The sequence below is a fragment of the Salipiger sp. genome, assembly GCF_048261495.1.
GTDB lineage: Bacteria > Pseudomonadota > Alphaproteobacteria > Rhodobacterales > Rhodobacteraceae > Salipiger.
Window position 1 is genome coordinate 26,765 of record NZ_JBLXFX010000013.1, and the last position, 19,622, is coordinate 46,386.

A 19,622-nucleotide genomic window follows, 5' to 3' on the forward strand; every position below is an offset into this window, starting at 1 on the left:
CGCCGGGCCGCGCGGCGACCCTGTCAGTCGGCCTCGTCGAGATGGGCGAAGAAGCCGTCGACGAAGTCCTTGCCGTATTCGCCTTCGGCCCATTCCCGGACCGGGGCGACCGTGGCGTCGCGGAAGGCGTCGAGCTCTTCGCCGCTCGGGGCGTAGATCTCCATCCCCTCCTCGCGCAGTTGGTCCAGCGCCAGCACATCCTGCACCGCGCCGATCCCGGCATAGGCGAGCGAGGCTTCCTCGTGCGCCGCGACCACGGCGGCGCGCAGATCCTCGGGCAGCTCGGCGAACCAGTCCTCGTTCACGAAGATCCCGGCGACCGTCATCAGGTGGCCCGACAGGGTCAGGTTCTTCTGCACCTGCGAGAACTTCTGCTGCTGGATCGTGGCAAGCGGGTTTTCCTCGCCGTCGACCACCCCGGTCTGAAGGGCCGAGTAGAGTTCCATGAACGGGATCGGCGTGGGCGAGGCGCCGAGCGCGACCATCATCTTCTGGTGCGGTACGATCTCCTGCGTGCGCATCTTGAGACCGGCCATGTCGGCCGGGCTGCGGATCGCGGTCGAGGCGGTGGTGAAATTGCGGAAACCGTAGGGTTCGAAACCCAGGATGCGCACGCCGGTCGCCTCGGCGATCTCGTCCAGCATGCCCGAGATATAGGGCGTCTTCGGGTCCAGCACCTTCACCATCTCGGCGCGGGTGGTGAACAGGAACGGCAGGTCGAAGATGCCGAGCTGCGGATAATAGGCCGAGGCGAAGACCCCGGAGGAAAAGCTCGCCACGTCGATCGTGCCGCGCCGGATCTGCTGGGCCATCGACTTGGCATCGCCGAGCTGACCGTTGGGATAGATCTCGACCTCCATGCGGCCGCCGGTCAGGCGCTCCAGCGTCGACTTGAACACATAGGCATGGGCGGCCGCCGCGTTGGTCGCGGGGGAATCGACATCCGCGAAACTGTACTTGAGCGTGTAGTCCTGCGCGGCAACGGCCCCGGCGAACAGGCCGGCCGCGGCCAGCACCGCCCCGGCGGTGAGATGTTTGAACATGGTAGTCCTCCCTGTGAAATGGTCGCCGGAATGGCGGGTCGAATGGGGTCGGGCGATGTCTGGCGGCCCGCTTCCTCCGGCGGGCGGCAGACCTCAGCCGGGCGTGGCCGCAAGCGCGGTCATCCAGATCGCGACGGCGGCGGCCCCGCCGTCCGGAGCGCCGACGGCGCGCGCGCCGAGATAGCTGGCCCGGCCGAGCTTCGGCGTCATCTGCGCCGTGGCCTCCGCCCCGGCCGTGGCCGCGGTCGCGGCGGCGGCAAGCGCCTCGGCGGGTGTCGCGCCGGTGTCGCGGGCCTGCTGCCAGGCGTCGAGCGCGGGCACGAGCGCGTCGACCATGGTGCGGTCGTCGGGCTTTGCCCCGCCGATGTCGCCCACCGCGCGGACCCCGGCGGCAAAGGCGCGATCCCAGGCTTCGGGCGCGGGTGCGGCGGAACCGTCGAGTTCATGCGCGGCCCGCAGCAGGGCCGTGGCATAGAACGGACCCGAGCTACCGGCGATGGCGCGGCGCAGGCTGTCGCCCATCTGCGTCATCAGCGTTGCGGGGTCGTTGTATGCGGCCTCCGGCAGGGCGCGCAGCGCCTCGGCGGCGCGGAACATGCTGGCCCCGAGGTCGCCGTCCCCGGCCCGGCTGTCGAGATCGGTGAGATGCGGCTCGGCCTCGGCAAGCGCCCTCGCGACCCGCTCGGTGCCTGCGCGCAGGGCGTCGGTCAGCGGCCCCGCCGCGACGGTCGGGACGGTGTCCGGCCTTGCGGGCAGGTGCACGACCCGTGCCCCGCCGATCCGCGCGGAGCACGGCCAGGCCCGGACCGCGCACGGCGCTTCGAGCAGCGCGCGCCGTTCGGGGTCGAGCGGCAGCAGGCTGATCGAACAGCCCGGCATTTCGAGCGCCGTCATGAAATTGCCGACCCAGATCAGATCGACCTCCGCCCCGCGCGCCTTCAGCGCCGCCAGCGCATCGCCCGCGACGATGGAGAGTTCCAGCGGCGGCGTCGCCCCGAGCCCGTTCACCATCAGCCCGAGCGGCCCCCGCAACCGGTCGCCCAGCTCGGCCTCGAGCGTGTCGAGGATGCGCGCGACGATCTCGGCCGAAGGCGCCATCGGGCCCCGCTCAACGCCCTTCTCGCCATGAATTCCGAGACCGAATTCCACCTCGTCGGCGCCGAGTTCGAACCCCGGTTCCCCGGCGGTCGGGACGATGCAGGCACCAAGGCCGACCCCCATGGTGACCACGGCCTCGGCCGCCTCGCGGGCGACGCGCGCGACCTCTGCCAGCGGACGGCCCTCGGCCGCCGCCGCACCGGCGAGCTTGTGAACCAGCACCGTACCCGCCAGTCCGCGCCGCCGGTCGCGGGCGACCATGTCGCGCAGCGCCGCGTCATCGGCGACAAAGACGATTTCGCAGGGGATGCCCTCGGCCCGCGCCAGTTCCGCCGCGAGCGAAAAGTTCAGGCGGTCGCCGGTGTAGTTCTTGACGATCAGCAACGCCCCGGCGGGACCGGCGCTGGCCTCGATCGCGGCGCGCACCGCATCGACGCTGGGCGAGGTGAAGACATCGCCTGCGACGGCCGCGCTCAGCATTCCGGGGCCGACATAGCCCGCGTGGGCCGGTTCGTGCCCGCTGCCCCCGCCCGAGATCAGCGCGACGGGGCGCTCTGCCGCAGAGGCGGGAATGTCGCTGCGCAGGACGACGGCCTCGCCCTCCAGCAGGGCAAGCGACGGATCCGCCGCGACCATGGCCGTCAGGAGCTCGCGGACCACGATCCGCGGGTTGTTGATCAGTTTCTTCAAGGCTTCCTCCACTCTCTTATTCCGAATATCGGATCAAGAGGTAATTTTGTTGATCTTGTTTCACATAAAATTACTAAGCGTCAACAGATTTCCCGACATCGCTCAAATTTCTCTGCCGAAGAGGTTCGGCAGCGATTGATCTGTATTGTGGAAAATGGGAGGTAGGGTGAGACAGAAGACGGGTGACCAATGACCGATCACGTGCCGAGTGCGGTAGAAGACGAGGATTTCGGCGACGCGGGCGCGAAGTCGTTTTACAAGATGGCCCGCGTGCTGGACTGCTTCAGCCGCACCAACGGCAGCCTCTCGCTGACCCAGCTTGTCGAAGGCACCGGCCTGCCCCGCACGACGATTCACCGGATCGTCGCATCGCTGCGCGAAATCGGCATGATCGACCAGGACGGGCGGCGCGGCGATTATCGGCTCGGCCTGCGCATGTTCTACTACGGCAGCGTCGTGCTCGCCAATCTGGACCTCAACCGGCATGCCCACCCGCATGTGGTCTCTCTCCACCAGGTTACCGGAGAAATCGTTCACCTTCATATGTTTGACGGCAGCCAGATGGTCTGCATCGAGCGCGAGGAGATGGGCGACGCCCGCAACACCACCCTCACCACGATAGAGGCGGCGCCGATCCACTGCACCAGCGTCGGCAAGGCGTTCCTCGCCTTTCAGGACGAACGGCTGGTGCGCAAGATCGTCGAGGAGGAAGGCCTGGAGGCGAGGACCGTGAACACGCTCGCCAGCTTCGACGCCCTGTCCGAGAACCTCGCGCTGATCCGCGAGCGCGGCTACGCCACCGACGAGGAAGAGAACGAGATCGGCATACAATGCGTCGGCGCGCCGCTCAGGGATTCGCGCGGGCGGGTCTTTGCCTCGATCAGCGTATCCGGCCCCACGGCGAGGATGCCGCTGGCGCGGCTGTCGGGCCTGTCCCATGCGGTGATCCAGACCGCCAACGCCATTTCCACGGAACTCGGCTGGGACCCTTCCAAAAAACGGCGCTAGGCTTTCACGAAGCCTCCATTTTCCGAATACCGGATTGACGGACGCATGATGTCTTCGTAAACCCACATAGGGGAGGAGACTGACATGCACGATCTGATGACGGCCGCTTTCGGCGCGGCTTTGCTCGGGGGATGCCCCGGATGAAGATCCACGACGCCCTGCTCGGCCTGATCTTCGTAGCGCTCGGCGCGACGGTGATCGCCTTTTCCTATTCCTTTCCGACACCGCGGCACCTGTCCTACGGACCGGGGCTGTTCCCGCGCCTGACCGGCGGCGGGCTGGCGCTGAGCGGTGCGGCGCTGATCCTGATGAGCCTGCGGCACCGCGCGGCGCTGGTCGAATGGCCGGCCTGGCTGTCGGACAGGCGGCTGACGCGCAACGTCCTGCTGATACCCGGCGCCTGCCTGTTCTACTTCCTCGTCGCAGACACGCTGGGCTTCCAGATCACCGCCACGCTGCTGCTGCTCGCGCTGCTTCTGTCGGGCGGCGTGGCGCCGCTGCGGGCGCTGCTGGTCTCGGCCGCGGTGATCGCGGTCACCACGCTGCTTTTCGTTTCCATCCTGCATGTGCCGCTGCCCTGGGGTGTGCTGGCGCCGATCTCGGGGCTGTTCATATGGTGATCGTCGACGTCTTCTCGCAGCTTGCGGACCCGGTCCTACTGCTGACCATCTTCATCGCGGCCTTTTACGGGCTGGTGATCGGCGCGATCCCCGGCCTGACCGCGCTGATGGCAACGGCGCTGCTGGTGCCCTTCGTCATCTTCATGGACCCGATCCCCGCCGTTGCCGCGATCGTCACCGCCTCGGCCATGGCGATCTTTGCCGGGGACATTCCCGGCGCCCTGCTGCGGATGCCCGGCACCCCGGCCTCGGCCGCCTATACCGACGACGCGCACGGGCTCGTGCTCAAGGGTCAGGCGGCGGTGTCACTCGGGGCGGGGGTCATCGCCTCGGCCTTCGGCGGCCTGTTCAGCGCGACGGTTCTGACGCTGGCGGCGCCCTCTCTCGCCAAGATCGCGCTGACCTTCAGTTCGGTGGAATACTTCTGGCTCGGCCTGATGGGGTTGAGCTGCGCAACCCTCGTGTCCAGCGAGTCGCTCCTCAAGGGGCTGCTGTCGCTGTTCCTCGGCCTGACCCTGGCCACCGTCGGCATGGACCCGGTCAGCGGCATTCCCCGATTCACCTTCGATTCCGTCAACCTGCTGAGCGGATTCGGCCTGATCCCGGTGCTGATCGGCTTCTTCGCCATGGGCGAACTGATGCGCAATGCCGGTGTTCCGGTCGAGGAACGCCCCAAGCTGCCGCCGGTCGGCCCGATGTTCGGGCCCAGCCTGCGCGGCCTTGCCACGCACAAGGCGGGCGCGGTGCGCGGCGGGCTGATCGGGACGGTGGTCGGCGCCCTGCCCGGCGCGGGATCGGACATCGCGGCCTGGATCTCCTACGCGATTTCCCGGCGCGGCACGCGGCGCGGTCGGGCACAAAGCGACGACGGCGCGGTCGAACGCATCACCGCCGCCAGCGCCGCCAACAACGCCAGCCTCGGCGGCGCCTACATCCCGGCGACGGTCTTCGGCATTCCCGGCGACGCGATCACCGCCATCGTCATTTCGGTGATGTTCATCAAGGGCATCAACCCCGGCCCGACGCTGTTCCTGAACCAGCCCGAGATGATCTACACCATCTTTGCGATCTTCTTCCTGGCCAACCTGCTGATGATCCCGCTGGGCATTGCCATGGTCCGCGCCTTCGGGGCCGTGTTGCGGCTGCCCCCGGTCTATATCTCTCCGGTCATCCTGCTGTTCTGCATCCTCGGGGCGTTCTCGGTCGAAAACACGATGTTCGCGGTCGGGCTGATCGTCGCCTTCGGGGTGCTGGGCTACATGCTGGAGGCCAACGGCATTCCGCTTGCTCCCGCCATCCTAGGGCTGATCCTCGGGCCGCTGATCGAGCAGAACTTCATGACCACCATGCTCAAGAGCCGCGGCGATCTCGGGATCTTCTTCGACCGCGAGATCGGCTCCTGGCTCGGCTATGCGACGATCGTGATCTGGGTGCTCGTCCTGGGCGCGCGACTGGTCACCTCGCTGCGGAGTCCGTCAGAAGTCGATGTTAATTCCGAAATATGGAATAACGACAAAAATCAGAGCACAAATACCATTTTATGATTGACGGCGCGTCGGTTTCGCTCAATTCTCCCATTCGGGATGAGATGCGGGGAAACCCATCTCAATTCCCGAATCAGGAATATCCGGGAGGAGAAAGACGATGAAAATGATCCGCTACAGTGGGGCGACGGCGCTTGCCCTGATCCTGGCCGGCTCCATGGCGACGGCAGCCCAGACCGATGCCTGGCCGACCAAGCCCACCACCCTCATCGTGATCGCCGGTGCCGGCGGCGGCAGCGACTACACCATGCGCCTGCTGGCGCGCGAACTCGAGGCGAATTCGGACCAGCCGATCAGCGTCGTGAACCAGGCACAGGGCGCGGGCGTGGTGGGCATGACCACCTACGTGAACGCCGCGCCGGACGGCACGACCGTCGGTCAGATGTCGCCCTTTGCCCAGTACCGGATGCTGGGACAGGCGGACTTCACCTCCGACAGCTTCACGCCCATCGCGATGATCAACATGGACCCGGCGAGCGTCTCCGTGGCCGCGGATTCCGAGTTGGGTTCGATCAACGACATCATCGCCGCGCTCAAGGAAGATCCCTCCAGCCTCAGCATCTCCTGCGGCGGCGGCTGCAATGCCAGCTGGGACATTCCCTTCGTGTCGCTGATGCTCGACGAGGGCATCGACGTGGCCAGGCTGAACCTGATCCCCGCCCAGGGCTCGGCGGCCGGTCTGCAGGAGCTGACCTCGGGCGGCATGGACATCGTGCTCTGCTCGCTGCCCGAAACCGACGCGCTGCGCGATGCGGGGCTGGTGAAGAACGTCGCCGTGTTCTCGGGCGAGCGGCTGGAGCGTTACCCCGAAGTGCCGACCGTGGAAGAGGAAACCGGCAAATCCGCGACCGGCGGCACCTGGCGCGGCATCGCGGGCGCGGCGGGCATGGACTCCGAACTCGTCGGCCAGATCGAGGCGTCCATCAAGGCGGCCTATGACAGCGACGGCTTTCAGACCGGCATGAAGGAACGCGGCTTCGGCACGGTCTGGATGGATGCCGAAGAGCTTGGCGCCTTCATGCGGGAGCATGAGGCACAGACCGAACGCGTCATCGACGCGCTCAACCCCTGATCCGGGGCGGGCGCCCGCAGCGGCGCCCGCGATCCGGACCACGATTCAAGACGACCGTTCAACAAGAAGGAAACGGCATGAAACACGACCTGAAAGGGATCATTCCCCCGCTGGTGACCCCGTTCACCGCGGACGAGACCATCGACGAAGCGGCGCTTCGCGCCAATGTGCGCTTCATGATGCGCAAGGGCGTCCACGGGATCTGCCTCGGCGGTTCGACCGGCGAAGGCCACACCCTGTCCACCGAAGAGCTGGCGCGCTCGATCGAGATCGCCTGCGAAGAGGTCGACGGCTCCATTCCCGTGGTGGCCGGCATCATCGCGAACTCCACCCGCAAGGCCATCGAGATGGCGACGGCGGTGTCGAAGTTCGACGTCGCGGCGCTTCAGGTGACGCCGGTGCATTACGTGTTCAAGCCCGATGACGATGCCACCTATGCGCATTTCAAGCGGATGACCGAAGCGGTCGACCTGCCCGTACTGATCTACAACGTCGTGCCGTGGAACTACCTGTCGCCCAAGCTGCTCGTGCGGCTGATGGAAGGGCTGCCGGGCATCATCGGCGTGAAACAGTCGGCGGGCGACCTCAAGCTGATGGCGGATCTGATGATCTCCATCCCCGAAGGCAAGCTGGTCTTCACCGCCGTCGACGCCCTGCTCTACGCTTCCTTCGCCATGGGCGCGCATGGCACCATCGCGGCCAACCCGGCGGCCGTCCCCGGTGTCTGCGTGACGCTCTGGAACGCCGTGCAGGCGGGCGATCACGCCAAGGCGCAGGAAATCCACCGTGCGCTGCTGCGGTTCTGGAACACGATCTTCGCCGACAACCTTCCGGCGAACGTGAAATACGTGCTGTCCAAGCAGGGCGTGCCCTCGGGTCTGCCCCGCATGCCCATGCCGGTCACCAGCGCCGAGCAGGCCGCCCGGATCGACGTGGAACTGGCCGCGGTTCTCAAGTACGACGAGACCGAAGCGACCCCGATGCAGAAAGCGGGCTGAGGCCCGACGCGGCGGCGCCAAGGGTGCCGCCGCACCCGCCCGGGGAGACGGGCGGACCAGAAGCGGGCGGTGCGCCGTCCGCGATGATCTCAGGGAGGAGATACCATGCTGAAATACATTGCTGCGGCGGTGTTCGCGGTCGCGGCCGGATCGGTCGCCGCGGAAGCCACCTTCGATCGCCCGTTGACCATCGTCGTGCCGGCCGGCGCGGGTGGCGGCGGCGACACCACCACACGGCTTCTGGCGCGGGAACTCGAAGGCGCGCTGGGACAGCCGATCACCATCGTGAACCAGGGTCAGGGCGGCGGCGTCGTCGGGTTGACCACCATGAAGAACGCCGCGCCGGACGGGCTGACCGTCGGCCTGCTGTTTCCCTATGCCGGCTACAAGATGACCGGACAGGCGGATTTCGAGGGCTCGGATTTCTCGCCCATCGCGGTGTTCAACGGCGACAGCTCGGCGCTTCTGGTCGGCGCCTCCTCGCCCTTCGAGGATCTGAAATCCGCGCTCGACGCGATCAAGGCCGACCCGGCCGCCTTTACCGTCCATTGCAGCGGCGGTTGCGGCAGCGTCTGGGACGTGCCGGTCGCGGGGATGATGCTCGACTACGGCATCGACGTCGCCAGCGTGGTCTGGGTGCCCGGCCAGGGCGCGGCCAGCGGCCTGACCGAACTCGCCTCGGGCGGGGTCGATTTCCAGACCGCCTCGCTGCCCGAAGCCTCGGCGCTGATTTCCGCCGGGGCTGTGCGCCCCCTCGCCGTGCTGAGCCCGGACCCCGTGCCCGGCTTCGAGGATGTTCCGCTCGCCGGAGACGTGATCGGCGCGCCGCTCGACGGTGGCACCTGGCGGGCGCTCGGAGGACCGGCGGGCATGTCGCCGGAGCACGTCGCCGCCTGGGAGGCCGCCGCAAAGGAGGCCTATGAGTCCGAGCGGTTCCAGACCTCGATGAAAGAGGCGGGCTTTGGTCTGCGCTGGCTGGATTCGGCAGGTCTGACCGACCTCATGGCCCGTCACGAGGCCGACACGCAGCGCATCATGCAGGCGCTCGGCTACGCCAAGACCAACTGACCCCGGACGGGGCCCGCTCCCGCCCCGCACCGATGGTCTACGGGACCGGCCCTCCCTCGGGGCCGGTCTTCTTGCGTCTGCCGACCGGATTTCGGCTTGAGGCGGCGACCTGACGAGAGCACCCACTGCTGTCCATTGGCGGCTCTGCTTGAGGATCGCCCCCCGGAGGGTTGTCGATGAAACCGACGCGGGCCAGCGAAGCATGGGGCAACGGCCCATTGACCGAAAGCCCCCGGGCACGGGGTTCATCGTGCAGTGTCGCCTCCGGCGCGGCTTGGTAAATTCTTGATTGCAAAATCGGCGTGGCAGACCCACGCGAGAATGAAAACCGGGCAACCCGTCGTGGGCAATGAGGGGTCGTGCAGGAAACCGCCCCGGGAAATGCCGGGCACTCGTCATGCTCCGCCCTTCGGCGAAACCGTCGTCACCTTTGTCGGGAACCGGGCAGGATCTCTCGAATCCGGGGCCCGACGCGGCCGAGATTACGCCGGTTCATCCGCCTGACAAGAGGGATTCCGACCCGCCCGCACGGGTGGCCGCGATGCCGGAACCGTCCCGCAGCCCCCGTACCGTCCGGTCATTCGAGGAAGTAGCGCGCGACGATCGGCTGATAGCCCGCACCCAGCGCGCAGGCCATCATGCCCAGTTGCCCGGCCTGGACGTCGGGCGGGTCGATGCCGCGGGTGTCGATCCCCTCCAGCGCCGCGCGCATCCGTTCGACCAGCCGCTCGCGGATCTCTGCGGGAAAGCTGCCGTCCACCACCACCGTCGGCAGGTCCAGCACCGCGACCATCGCCACGGCGGCCAGCGCCACGTGGCGCGCGGTCTTGTCGATCCAGGCATCGCGCAGATCGTCGAAGCCGCGCCAGTGCACGCTTTGCAGCAGCCGCTGGCCCGATCCGGGATAACGCGCGTCGACCTGCCGTTCGAGATCGTAGACCGACGCCAGTTCGAGCAGTTGCGCCGCCGTCCCGTCCCCGCGCGGCACCGGGATCGAGGCGATAGCCCCGGCATTGCCGCGCTGTCCGAGGTAGAGCCGGTTGCCCGTGACGATGCCGCCGCCGACAAAGGCGCCGATGTAGATGTAGGCGAAATCGCTGTGCCCCGCCGCAGCACCGAACAGGTGCTCTCCGTGACAGGCAAGCGAGCTGTCGTTGCCCAGGAACACCGGCAGTTCCGTCACCTTGCGGAAGGCCCGGTGCGGGGAAAAGCTGCGCCAGGCGTCCATTTCCTCGGCCGGGGCGCCGATGTTCTCCAGCCAGCTCCAGAGATCGAAGGGCATGCCGACGCCGATCCCCGCAAGCCGGCGGCGCTGTCCGGGGGTAAGGCCTTCGTGAAACTGTTCCAGCCCGGTTTCGAGGAAGCCGGTGATCTGGTCCGGCAACGGATAGGCATAGCGCAGCGAGACATGGCCGCGCACCTCGCCGGTGAGGTCGAGCAGCACGAGGTCCGAACTTCGCCGCCCGATCCGCAGCCCGACCGAGAACGCGCCGTTCGGGTCCAGCCGGATCGGCACCGAAGGCTTGCCGACCTTGCCCTTCACCGGGTTGCCGCGCAGCAGCAGCCCGTCCTTTTCCAGGTTGCGCGTGATGACCGAGGCGGATTGCGCCGAGAGCCCGGTCTGGCGGGCGATCTCGGCCGAGGGGGTCGGCCCGGCCAGCCGCAGCAGGTCGAGGATCGCACGTTCGTTCGCGCTGCGTCCCGCGACCGCCGCCGCGCCGCGCGGCACCACTCCCGAATCCATCACCGTCAACGTCATGGCGCAACTCCCCTGCCTCCATTACCCTCACAGCGCCTTTAATAAATCAAGTTTATTTATTTATTGACCCAATCGGAGAATCGGCTCAGACAAGGGGTGTCCGCAGAACGGCGGGCCGAAACATACCGGCGGCACGACGCCCCGGGCGCATGACTTTCTGGGAGGAGACGATCATGAAAAAGCTGATGGCCATTTCGGCACTCGCACTGGCAGCCGCATCCGGTGCCGCATCCGCGCAGGATGTGACCGCCTGCCTTATCACCAAGACCGACACCAACCCGTTCTTCGTCAAGATGCGCGAAGGCGCCTCCGCCAAGGCCGAAGAGCTCGGCATCAAGCTGATGACCTTCGCCGGCAAGTATGACGGCGACCACGAAACCCAGGCGCAGGCCATCGAATCCTGCATCGCCTCGGGCGCCAAGGGCATCCTTCTGACCGCCTCCGACACCTCGTCCATCGTGTCCTCGGTCAAGCAGGCGCAGGAGGCCGGTGCGCTGGTCATCGCGCTCGACACGCCGCTCGACCCGGCGGATGCGGCCGATGCGACCTTTGCCACCGACAATTTCAAGGCCGGCGTGCTGATCGGCGAATGGGCCAAGGGCAAGCTCGGCGATGCCGCGGCGGATGCCAAGATCGCCTTCCTGGATCTCAACGTCAGCCAGCCCACCGTCGGCGTTCTGCGCGACCAGGGCTTCATGCAGGGCTTCGGCATAGATATCGGCGACGCCTCGCGCTACGGCGACGAGACCGACGCCCGCATCGTCGGCCATGACGTCACCCAGGGCAACGAGGAAGGCGGCCGCACGGCCATGGAGAACCTTCTTGCCAAGGACCCGATGGTCAACGTGGTCTACACGATCAACGAACCCGCCGCCGCGGGCGCCTACGAGGCGCTGAAGTCGCTCGGCCGCGAAAAGGACGTGCTGATCGTCTCCGTCGACGGCGGCTGCCCCGGCGTGCAGAACGTCGCGGACGGCGTGATCGGCGCGACCTCGCAGCAGTACCCGCTGGACATGGCCGGTCTCGGGATCGAGGCCATCGCCCAGTTCGCCAAGGACGGCACCCGGCCCGTCGCCACCGAGGGCAAGGATTTCTACGACACCGGCGTGAAACTGGTCACCGACCAGCCCGTCGACGGCGTGGAGTCGATCTCGGTCGCCGAGGGCAAGGATCTCTGCTGGGGCTGAGCCCCCGCAAACGACGCAATCATGCTACCATGAGACGGGGCGGCCCCATGCCGCCCCGCATCCGAAGCCTTTCGGGAGGGGGCCCCGCGATGAGCCAGAGCGATTCCTTCGAAGATGTCGTGAAGGGCAAACGAGAAGACAAGTTTGCCGAATTCGAGGACAGCCGCAAAGGCCTCCTCCACAAGTTCCACCACGCGCTGCACGTCACGCCGGCCCTTGTGCCGCTGATCGTGCTGGTGATCTCGATCCTGGTGTTCGGCGCGCTGCTCGGGTCGAAATTCTTTTCGCCCTTCGCGCTGACGCTGATCCTTCAGCAGGTGCAGATCGTCGGCATCGTCGCGGCGGCGCAGTCGCTGATCATCCTCACGGCGGGCATCGACCTGTCGGTCGGGGCGATCACGGTGTTCTCGTCGGTGGTGATGGGTCAGATGGTGTTCCGCTACGGCGTGCCGCCCTTCATCGCGGTGATGGCCGGGCTGCTGTTCGGAACGCTCTGCGGCGCGCTGAACGGGCTGCTGGTCAGCCGGATGAAACTGCCGCCCTTCATCGTGACGCTGGGCACCTGGCAGGTGATCCTTGCCACCAACTACCTCTATTCCCGGAACGAGACGATCCGCGCGCAGGATATCGAGGCGCAGGCCCCCCTGCTCCAGTTCATGGGCAACAAGATCAACATCGGCGGGGCCGTGTTCACCTTCGGCGTGATCTTCATGATCCTGCTGGTGCTGGCGCTGGGATGGGTGCTGAAGAACACCGCCTGGGGCCGCCACGTCTATGCCGTGGGCGACGATCCCGAAGCGGCGCAACTGTCGGGCGTCAACGTCAAGGCGACGCTGATGTCGGTCTACATGCTGGGCGGGCTGATCTGCGCCTTCGCCGGCTGGGCGCTGATCGGGCGGCTCGGCTCGGTGTCGCCGACCTCGGCCTACGAGGCCAATATCGAAAGCATCACTGCCGTGGTGATCGGGGGCATCTCGCTCTTCGGCGGGAGGGGTTCGATCATCGGCTCGCTGTTCGGGGCACTCATCGTCGGGGTGTTCACGCTGGGGCTGCGCCTGCTCGGCGCGGATGCACAATGGACCTACTTCTTCATCGGTGTGCTGATCATCGCCGCCGTGGCTGTCGACCAGTGGATTAGAAAGGTGTCTGCCTGATGGAACCGATCCTGACCGGAAAGAACCTCGTGAAGCGCTACGGCCGGGTGACCGCGCTCGACCATTGCGACTTCGAACTCTACCCCGGAGAGATCCTCGCCGTGATCGGCGACAACGGGGCGGGCAAGTCGACCCTCATCAAGGCCCTGTCGGGCGCCGTCATCCCGGACGAGGGCGACGTCCACCTCGAAGGGCGCAAGGTCAACTTCTCCTCGCCCAACGATGCCCGCGGCGCCGGGATCGAGACGGTCTACCAGACGCTTGCCATGTCCCCCGCCCTGTCGATCACCGACAACATGTTCATGGGCCGCGAGATCCGCAAGACGGGGCCGATGGGGTCGATCTTCCGCCAGCTCGACCGCCGCGCGATGGAGGATTTCGCCCGCAAGAAGCTGGCCGAACTGGGGCTGATGACCATTCAGAACATCAACCAGACGGTCGAAACGCTGTCCGGCGGCCAGCGCCAGGGCGTCGCGGTGGCCCGCGCGGCGGCCTTCGGGTCCAAGGTCATCATCCTCGACGAACCGACCGCGGCGCTCGGCGTCAAGGAAAGCCGCAAGGTGCTGGAGCTGATCCAGGACGTGAAATCCCGCGGCATTCCGATCATCCTGATCTCGCACAACATGCCGCATGTCTTCGAACTGGCCGACCGCATCCACGTGCACCGGCTCGGCAAGCGCCTCTGCGTCATCAAGCCGGGCGACTACACCATGTCCGATGCGGTGGCCTTCATGACCGGCGCCAAGATGCCCGAGGCCGAAGCCGCCTGAACCAACGCGGCCCCCGCCCTAGGGCGCGGGGCCGCGAATGGCCTCGATGGTGGCGCGGACCATGGCCAGCGCCGCCTCCGGCGTTTCGACGAAGCGCTGCGCCACCAGGTCGCCATCCGCCGTCCCCGCCACGATCATCGACCCGCCGTCCGGCATCGCCGCCACGTCGAGCGCGTTGATCGTTTCGGAAAAGCCCGGCAGGTCGAGCAGCGGCTTGCCCCGCGCCACATCCCAGACAAAGACATGCTCGTCGAGCGACGCGGTGGCCAGGTGATCGCCCTCCGGCAGGAAGACGACATCGGTCAGGTTCGATCCGTGGCCGCGGAACTGGGGCACCTCCTCGGACGCAAAGGTCCAGTACCGCCCGGTCCAGTCGGCGGAGCCCGAGAACAGCGCCGTGCCGTCGGGCGAGAAATCGGCGGCGACGATGTTGCCCACGTGCTTGCGCATGATGCCGAGCGGCGCGCCGTCCCCCGCGACCGCGTAGCGGCGCAGGTTGCAATCGGTGCTGCCGATCGCCAGTTGCGTGCCGTCCGCCGACAGGGCGATCGACAACAGGCCCGGCGTGTTGTTGCATTGGGTGTCCCGCGTCCGCGGCACCTCGTTCACCGGGGCAAAGGGGATCAGCGCCACGTGCTCGCCCGGTCCGCTGCCGCAGACCTCGGCGTCGATCTCGCAGATAAGCACGGACATGGTGTCATCCGCGCCCAGCACGTTCACCGCGAGGCGGCTGCCGTCGGCCGAGACCGCGAGCTGGCGGCGGGTCAGCGGCTGCATCGCTGCCGCCCCCGTCAGCGGCAGGTCGCGGCGGGCCCACCCGCCCGCATCGGTGCGCGAAAAGATCATCAGCGCGGCATTGCTGCGCGCGGCGACGAAGAGGTCGCGGTTGCGCGGGGCGGCGAGGCCGGTCAGGAAGCCGAACGGCGCAACGATGTTGTCGGGCGGATAAAGCTGGCGCAGCGCCGCGCCCGGCTCCTTCAGCCAGACCGCGTCGCGGTTGCTGGCGACGATCCAGGCCGCTTCCGGCCCCACCGCGACCGAGGCGAGGTCGCGGCTGCTCACCGCAGCGGGGAGCCGGTCGCTGAGCGCGAGGTCGGCGGCGCGGGTGACGAAGGGCGTCCAGAGCCGCGCGGTGTGGTCGATTGAGGCGGTCAGCAGCGTCTGCCCCTCCGGGCCGAACCGCACGCTGCGCAGGGTGCGTCCGTGCCCGCGCAGCACCCGGCGGGGGCGCCAGCCCTCGGTGTCGTAGACATGGGTAGAGCCGTCCCAGATCGCCACGGCAAGGAACGCCCCGTCCGGGCTGAAGCTGGCATCCCACACGTCGTAGTCGTGCCACAGCATCGCCGGCGACAGGTCGAGCCGCAACTCTCCGTCCGCCCCCGCCGGGTCGACATCCCACAGACGGATGCGGTCGTCGTTGCCACCCGACACAAGCGTGCGGCCGTCGGGCGAAAAGCGTACGGTCTTGACCTCTTCGTCATGGCCGTCCGGATCGCAGCGCACGTCGTCCCCGGTCAGGCCGAACAGGCAGACGGTGCCGTTCTCGAGCCCGATGGCCACGCGCCGACCGTCCGGTGCGACGTCGACCGACCAGACGCTGAATTCGCGCCCCTCGTTGGCGACCTGCGTCACGAACTGCAGCGGCACCCCGGATTGCCGCGCCACGAGGTTGCGCGCCGACAGGATGCGGTCGTTCTGCCAGTCCCCCGCCGGGGACATGCGCCAGATATGCACGTGGTTCGACAGCGTCCCGGCGACCAGCACCGTGCCGTCCGCCGAAAACGACAGCCGCGAAACCGTGTCCCGCCCCCAGGGCTCCGGCCCCGGAAAGAGCGAGACGAACTCCGGCAGGCCCGCGCCGTCCGGCCCCAGCCCCGAGATCAGCAGGACCTCTCCGCGCTGGCTGCCGACCGCGATGGTGCCGTCCGGCGCCACGTCCATGCTGCGCCCCTTGCCCCCCAGGGTGTAGTCGCCGTGCACCAGCGCGTCGCTCAGCGGGATCACCCGCTCGGGCGTTTCGATGTCGTCGCGCCCCCAGATCGTGAGGGTCATCGCCTCGTTCAGAGTGACGATGCGGTCGCCCGAGGGCAGGTAGGCGGCGCTGAAGATCTGCTGATCGGCCCCCGTGCCGTGGTAGTAGCGGCGGTATTCGTAGACGAAGCCGATGGATTTCATCGCCTTGTCGTAGGCCAGCATCCGGCCGTCCTCATCCAGTTCGGCATTCAGCGCGCGTTCCAGCGCATCTGCCGCCGTCACCGCGATTTCCAGCGGTTCCTGCGCGCGGCCGCTGGGATTGACCGCGATGATGCCCTGCAGGACGCTGGCGCGGGCCAGTTCGCTGGCGGCCTTTTCCTCGGCCTCGAGCCGTTCCGCCTCGGTCTTGAGGAGGGAGGCCTCGGCCTCGGCGGCGCGCTTGTCCGAGCGGGCGGCAAGGACCATGGCAGTGATGTTGATCGCCGCAAAGGCCAGCACCAGCGCCAGCCCCGCCGCGATCATCAGGCGTTCGTACTTGGCAAAGCTGCGCGAGGCGCGAAAGAACCCCTCGACCCGGTGAAAGATCTGCGCCGCCGGCAATCTCCCCCGCGGGCCCGGCCACTCCATCCCGTCGAGAAACCGCGCCGCCCAGGCCGCGTTCGGCCTGCGCCGCGACCACCAGCCGGAATAGCGCCGCAGCGCCTGCCCGCCCAGAAGCCCCCGCCCCAGCAGCCGGTCGAGCCACCCCCCGCGCGAGGTTTCCTCGCGCTCGCGCGCGAGACGGGCGAGAAAGCGGATGTTCTCGGCCGAGGTCGTCTCGTCCGGGAGCCAGTTCTGCTGCAACGGCCGCCACAGGCGCAGCACGCATTCGTGGGTCACGTCCACCACGTCATCGGCATCGACGCCGTCGTGATCCCCGGCGATGCGCAGGTAGCTTTCCGACCCGTCCCGAAAGCGCGACACGACCCTGAGCAGGCTTTCCAACGGGCAGGCCAGCGTTTCGGCCGCAGCCCCGAGCCGGATCGGCCGGCGGATGTCCCGTCCGCGGCTGTCGATGGTTGTCAGAGCGCAGAACAGGCCGCGCGCGATGTCCTGGTCGCGCGGATCGAGACCGGCATAGATGGTTTCCAGCCGGTGCGAGAGCGAGGTCCGCAGCGCCCGGTGGCTTTCGGATTTCGCGTGACCGGGGAAATCCTCGATCCCGAAGACTTCGTAGAAATCCGGCAGGCGGATGGTGATGGGACCCTCGGGCTGCTTGCGGCGGGCATCTAGGTAAAGCAGCCGGAGCGCGTGCTGCATCAGCGGCAGCTTGTCCAGCTGTTCTTCCAGCCCGTTCAGCATCCAGACCGAAAGCTGCGGGTCGATGGTCCCGCCGAACAGGGTGATCGGCCCCTCGATCGCTTCCTGCATCTGGAAGCGGTCCAGCGTCGGGGTCAGGAACTGGCTGTGGTTGATGGCATTGGTCAGCCCGGCGTAGCGTGCGCATTTCTCCAGCTCGTCGGTGCGGATGGTGATGACCACGTAGATGTCGCCCCGAACCGCCGCCGTCTTGAGCAGCACGTCGACAAAGCGCGAGGCGGCATAGGGGTCGTCCTGCCCGTAGCGGAAGATCTCCTCGAACTGGTCGACGAGGATGACGATGGGGCGCCCCTCGACCGCCGTCACCCGCTCCACCGCCGGGGTGAGATCGCTGCCGCGCGCCTCGATGTGGTTCAGGAACAGGCCGTGCAGCTCGGTGATCTGGGCGAGCTGTTCCTCGTCCGGATCGGGCGAGCCGCGCCCGCTTTCGCCCAGCACGATGGCCTTGCCCAGCGCCGCGCAGAGCCGGTCCAGCGGGTCGGTTTCGGGGTAGAGGTCGCAAAAGATCCAGTCCGAGCCGCGCCCCTTGAGGAACCCGGCCTCGAGCGCGTTGAACAGCCCCGTGCGCGCCAGCGAGGATTTCCCGCAGCCCGAGGGGCCGGTGACGCAGAGGAACCGCTCCTCGGCCAGCTTGTCGAGCATGCTCGACACATGGTCGTCGCGTCCGAAGAAGATGTCGAACTCCGCCCGCAGAAACGAGCGCAGCCCCGGATAGGGCGTCTGGCTGAAGACGAATTCTCCGCTCGAGTCGCTCACGGGCGGGACTCTTCCGCCGCGACCATGCGCAGGGACTCGAGGAAGGCGGTCATCGACACCGGATCGACATCGTCATCGACCCGGATCACGTGGATGTCGGGGCCGCTCGGACAGGGCACGCCGCCGGCGGGAGAGGCGTCGCCGAAGGCGATCTCCATGCGCTGCTTCTGCTCGTCCCAGACGGTCCGGCGCAACCGGCGGAAATAGCGGAACCGCGCCTTGGCGCGTTTCTGCCCCTCGGGGCGCGCGCCGTAGACCAGCACGATGGCATCGTTGTCCTGTACCGCCTCGTGCAGCGTTTCCATTTCGGTCTCGTAGTGGATGCAGTCGACATAGACGTGCTTTTCCAGCGCATCCTTGATGCGGTCGCGCAGGTCGGCATCGACCTCGGCCGCGTCGATGGAAACCAGCGGCACGTCGCCGCCCGCGAAATTGCGCACCCGGCTGCGCCGGTCGCTGGCGTCGCGCAGGCTCTGGCGGTCCTTGACGAGGCGCAGGGTGTAGGTTTCGAAATCCTCGAAGCTGGTGCGGTGGGTCACGACACGCCCGAGGAAGGCGGCGTATTCCTCGCCGCATTCGGCCATGTCGAAATCCGCCGCGACCCAGGTCGAAACCTCGATCCCCGCATCGACGGCGATGTCATGCTGGGCGATGACCACGGGTCGGTCGCCCAGCGCCTCGGAGCGGCGGCCGGGAAAGGCGCCGAGCACCTGCACGAAGACATCGCCCAGCGCGATGCACCTTTTCGCGGCTTCGGGGTCGCGGTCGGCCTCCGTCCGGTCGAGGCGCAGCACCTTGACCCCGGCGGCCACGTAGGCCCTTTCGAGCCGGTCGGCCACGGCCTTCACGTCGCTGGTGGGCGCGGCCATGACGACGTTGACCGGCGCATCCGGCGCGCTGCCCGCCGGCTCGGGGCGCCCGGCCGCCTGCGCTTCGCGGCCGCGCGCGGCCTCGATCTCGCGGCGGGCATGGTAGAGCGCATCGACGATGCGCCGCTCCGCCTCGAGATATTCCGACATGAATTCCGAGTACTTCACATTGGGCAGCGGGTCGCCGTAGCGCCGCGACAGCCCGTCATGGGTGCCCCAGACCATCACCCGCAGATCCCCCGAGAGCCGGTCGCGCAGGGCGTCGTACTCGGGGTAGTCGGCGGTGGTCCAGGCTTCTTCCAGTTCCACCAGGATGACCCGCTTGCCCTTTTCCAGCAGGCGCTGCAGTTCGAAGCGGCAGTTCTCGGACCGGCAGTAGCCGCGCGACAGGAACACCAATCCGACATCCGCCGCGTCGATGGCGGCCGAGACCGTCGCGTCGATGTCGTCGCCCGCGGTCAGCGTGCCTTCGGCATCGCGCAGGATGCGGAACGGGCTGCGTCCGTCGTGGATGCCGAGATCATGCTTGATGTCGCTCATCAGCACGCCGAGGCGGCTCATGTCGACGATGGAGCGCGGACGGGTATCGGCGTGAGAATAACTCACGAAGACCGAGATCTTGTCCTGGGACTTGTCGGGCATGCCCCGCCTCC

General features: G+C 67.6%; 14 protein-coding genes. 9 read left to right on the top strand and 5 right to left on the bottom strand.

Annotated features, from left to right (window positions below; all coding sequences use genetic code 11):
- Window positions 1-23 precede the first annotated feature (23 nt).
- Entirely contained in the window at window positions 24-1,043 is a 1,020-nt protein-coding gene (locus ACN0RJ_RS19810; RefSeq protein WP_417725407.1) for a TRAP transporter substrate-binding protein, read from the bottom strand.
- 93 nt (window positions 1,044-1,136) lie between these two features.
- Complete coding sequence (locus tag ACN0RJ_RS19815) at window positions 1,137-2,831, bottom strand: dihydroxyacetone kinase family protein (protein WP_417725408.1); 1,695 nt, start codon at window positions 2,829-2,831, stop codon at window positions 1,137-1,139.
- Window positions 2,832-3,020: 189 nt separating this feature from the next.
- Here ACN0RJ_RS19815 and ACN0RJ_RS19820 point away from each other — a divergent pair, with 189 nt between their 5' ends.
- From ACN0RJ_RS19820 to ACN0RJ_RS19845, 6 genes are all read left to right on the top strand, one after another.
- On the top strand, window positions 3,021-3,839 hold the full coding sequence (locus ACN0RJ_RS19820) for an IclR family transcriptional regulator (RefSeq protein WP_417722094.1): 819 nt from the start codon (window positions 3,021-3,023) through the stop codon (window positions 3,837-3,839).
- Between the two features lie 140 nt (window positions 3,840-3,979).
- The gene (locus ACN0RJ_RS19825; protein WP_417725409.1) at window positions 3,980-4,459 is read left to right on the top strand and encodes a tripartite tricarboxylate transporter TctB family protein; all 480 of its coding nucleotides are present in this window, start codon (window positions 3,980-3,982) and stop codon (window positions 4,457-4,459) included.
- Window positions 4,453-6,003, top strand: coding sequence for a tripartite tricarboxylate transporter permease (locus tag ACN0RJ_RS19830; protein WP_417725410.1), 1,551 nt, complete (start codon window positions 4,453-4,455; stop codon window positions 6,001-6,003). Before ACN0RJ_RS19825 ends, ACN0RJ_RS19830 begins: the two co-directional genes overlap by 7 nt.
- A gap of 100 nt (window positions 6,004-6,103) precedes the next feature.
- Window positions 6,104-7,075 carry a Bug family tripartite tricarboxylate transporter substrate binding protein gene (locus ACN0RJ_RS19835; protein WP_417725411.1) on the top strand — a complete coding sequence of 324 codons (972 nt, stop codon included), beginning with the start codon at window positions 6,104-6,106 and terminating at the stop codon, window positions 7,073-7,075.
- 77 nt (window positions 7,076-7,152) lie between these two features.
- Window positions 7,153-8,073, top strand: coding sequence for a dihydrodipicolinate synthase family protein (locus tag ACN0RJ_RS19840; protein WP_417722098.1), 921 nt, complete (start codon window positions 7,153-7,155; stop codon window positions 8,071-8,073).
- Window positions 8,074-8,178: 105 nt separating this feature from the next.
- Window positions 8,179-9,141 carry a tripartite tricarboxylate transporter substrate-binding protein gene (locus ACN0RJ_RS19845; RefSeq protein WP_417725412.1) on the top strand — a complete coding sequence of 321 codons (963 nt, stop codon included), beginning with the start codon at window positions 8,179-8,181 and terminating at the stop codon, window positions 9,139-9,141.
- Window positions 9,142-9,718: 577 nt separating this feature from the next.
- Here ACN0RJ_RS19845 and ACN0RJ_RS19850 read toward each other — a convergent pair.
- Complete coding sequence (locus ACN0RJ_RS19850; RefSeq protein WP_417722100.1) at window positions 9,719-10,900, bottom strand: ROK family transcriptional regulator; 1,182 nt, start codon at window positions 10,898-10,900, stop codon at window positions 9,719-9,721.
- A 173-nt stretch (window positions 10,901-11,073) separates the two neighbouring features.
- Between ACN0RJ_RS19850 and ACN0RJ_RS19855 the strand changes: the two genes are divergently transcribed.
- The 3 genes from ACN0RJ_RS19855 to ACN0RJ_RS19865 all read left to right on the top strand — a co-directional run bounded on the left by ACN0RJ_RS19855 (window position 11,074) and on the right by ACN0RJ_RS19865 (window position 14,011).
- Entirely contained in the window at window positions 11,074-12,087 is a 1,014-nt protein-coding gene (locus tag ACN0RJ_RS19855; RefSeq protein ID WP_417722101.1) for a sugar ABC transporter substrate-binding protein, read from the top strand.
- Window positions 12,088-12,176: 89 nt separating this feature from the next.
- Window positions 12,177-13,241, top strand: a complete 1,065-nt coding sequence (locus tag ACN0RJ_RS19860; protein ID WP_417722102.1) for an ABC transporter permease — start codon at window positions 12,177-12,179, stop codon at window positions 13,239-13,241.
- Complete coding sequence (locus ACN0RJ_RS19865) at window positions 13,241-14,011, top strand: ATP-binding cassette domain-containing protein (RefSeq protein WP_417722103.1); 771 nt, start codon at window positions 13,241-13,243, stop codon at window positions 14,009-14,011. The genes ACN0RJ_RS19860 and ACN0RJ_RS19865 overlap by 1 nt, the downstream gene beginning before the upstream one ends.
- An 18-nt stretch (window positions 14,012-14,029) precedes the next feature.
- Here the strand turns inward: ACN0RJ_RS19865 and ACN0RJ_RS19870 are convergent, their stop codons facing one another.
- Both ACN0RJ_RS19870 and ACN0RJ_RS19875 read right to left on the bottom strand, forming a co-directional pair.
- The gene (locus ACN0RJ_RS19870) at window positions 14,030-18,100 is read right to left on the bottom strand and encodes an NACHT and WD repeat domain-containing protein (protein WP_417725413.1); all 4,071 of its coding nucleotides are present in this window, start codon (window positions 18,098-18,100) and stop codon (window positions 14,030-14,032) included.
- A complete protein-coding gene (locus ACN0RJ_RS19875; RefSeq protein WP_417725414.1) occupies window positions 18,097-19,611 on the bottom strand; it encodes a toll/interleukin-1 receptor domain-containing protein in 1,515 nt (504 codons plus the stop codon). The genes ACN0RJ_RS19870 and ACN0RJ_RS19875 overlap by 4 nt, the downstream gene beginning before the upstream one ends.
- Window positions 19,612-19,622 lie beyond the last annotated feature (11 nt).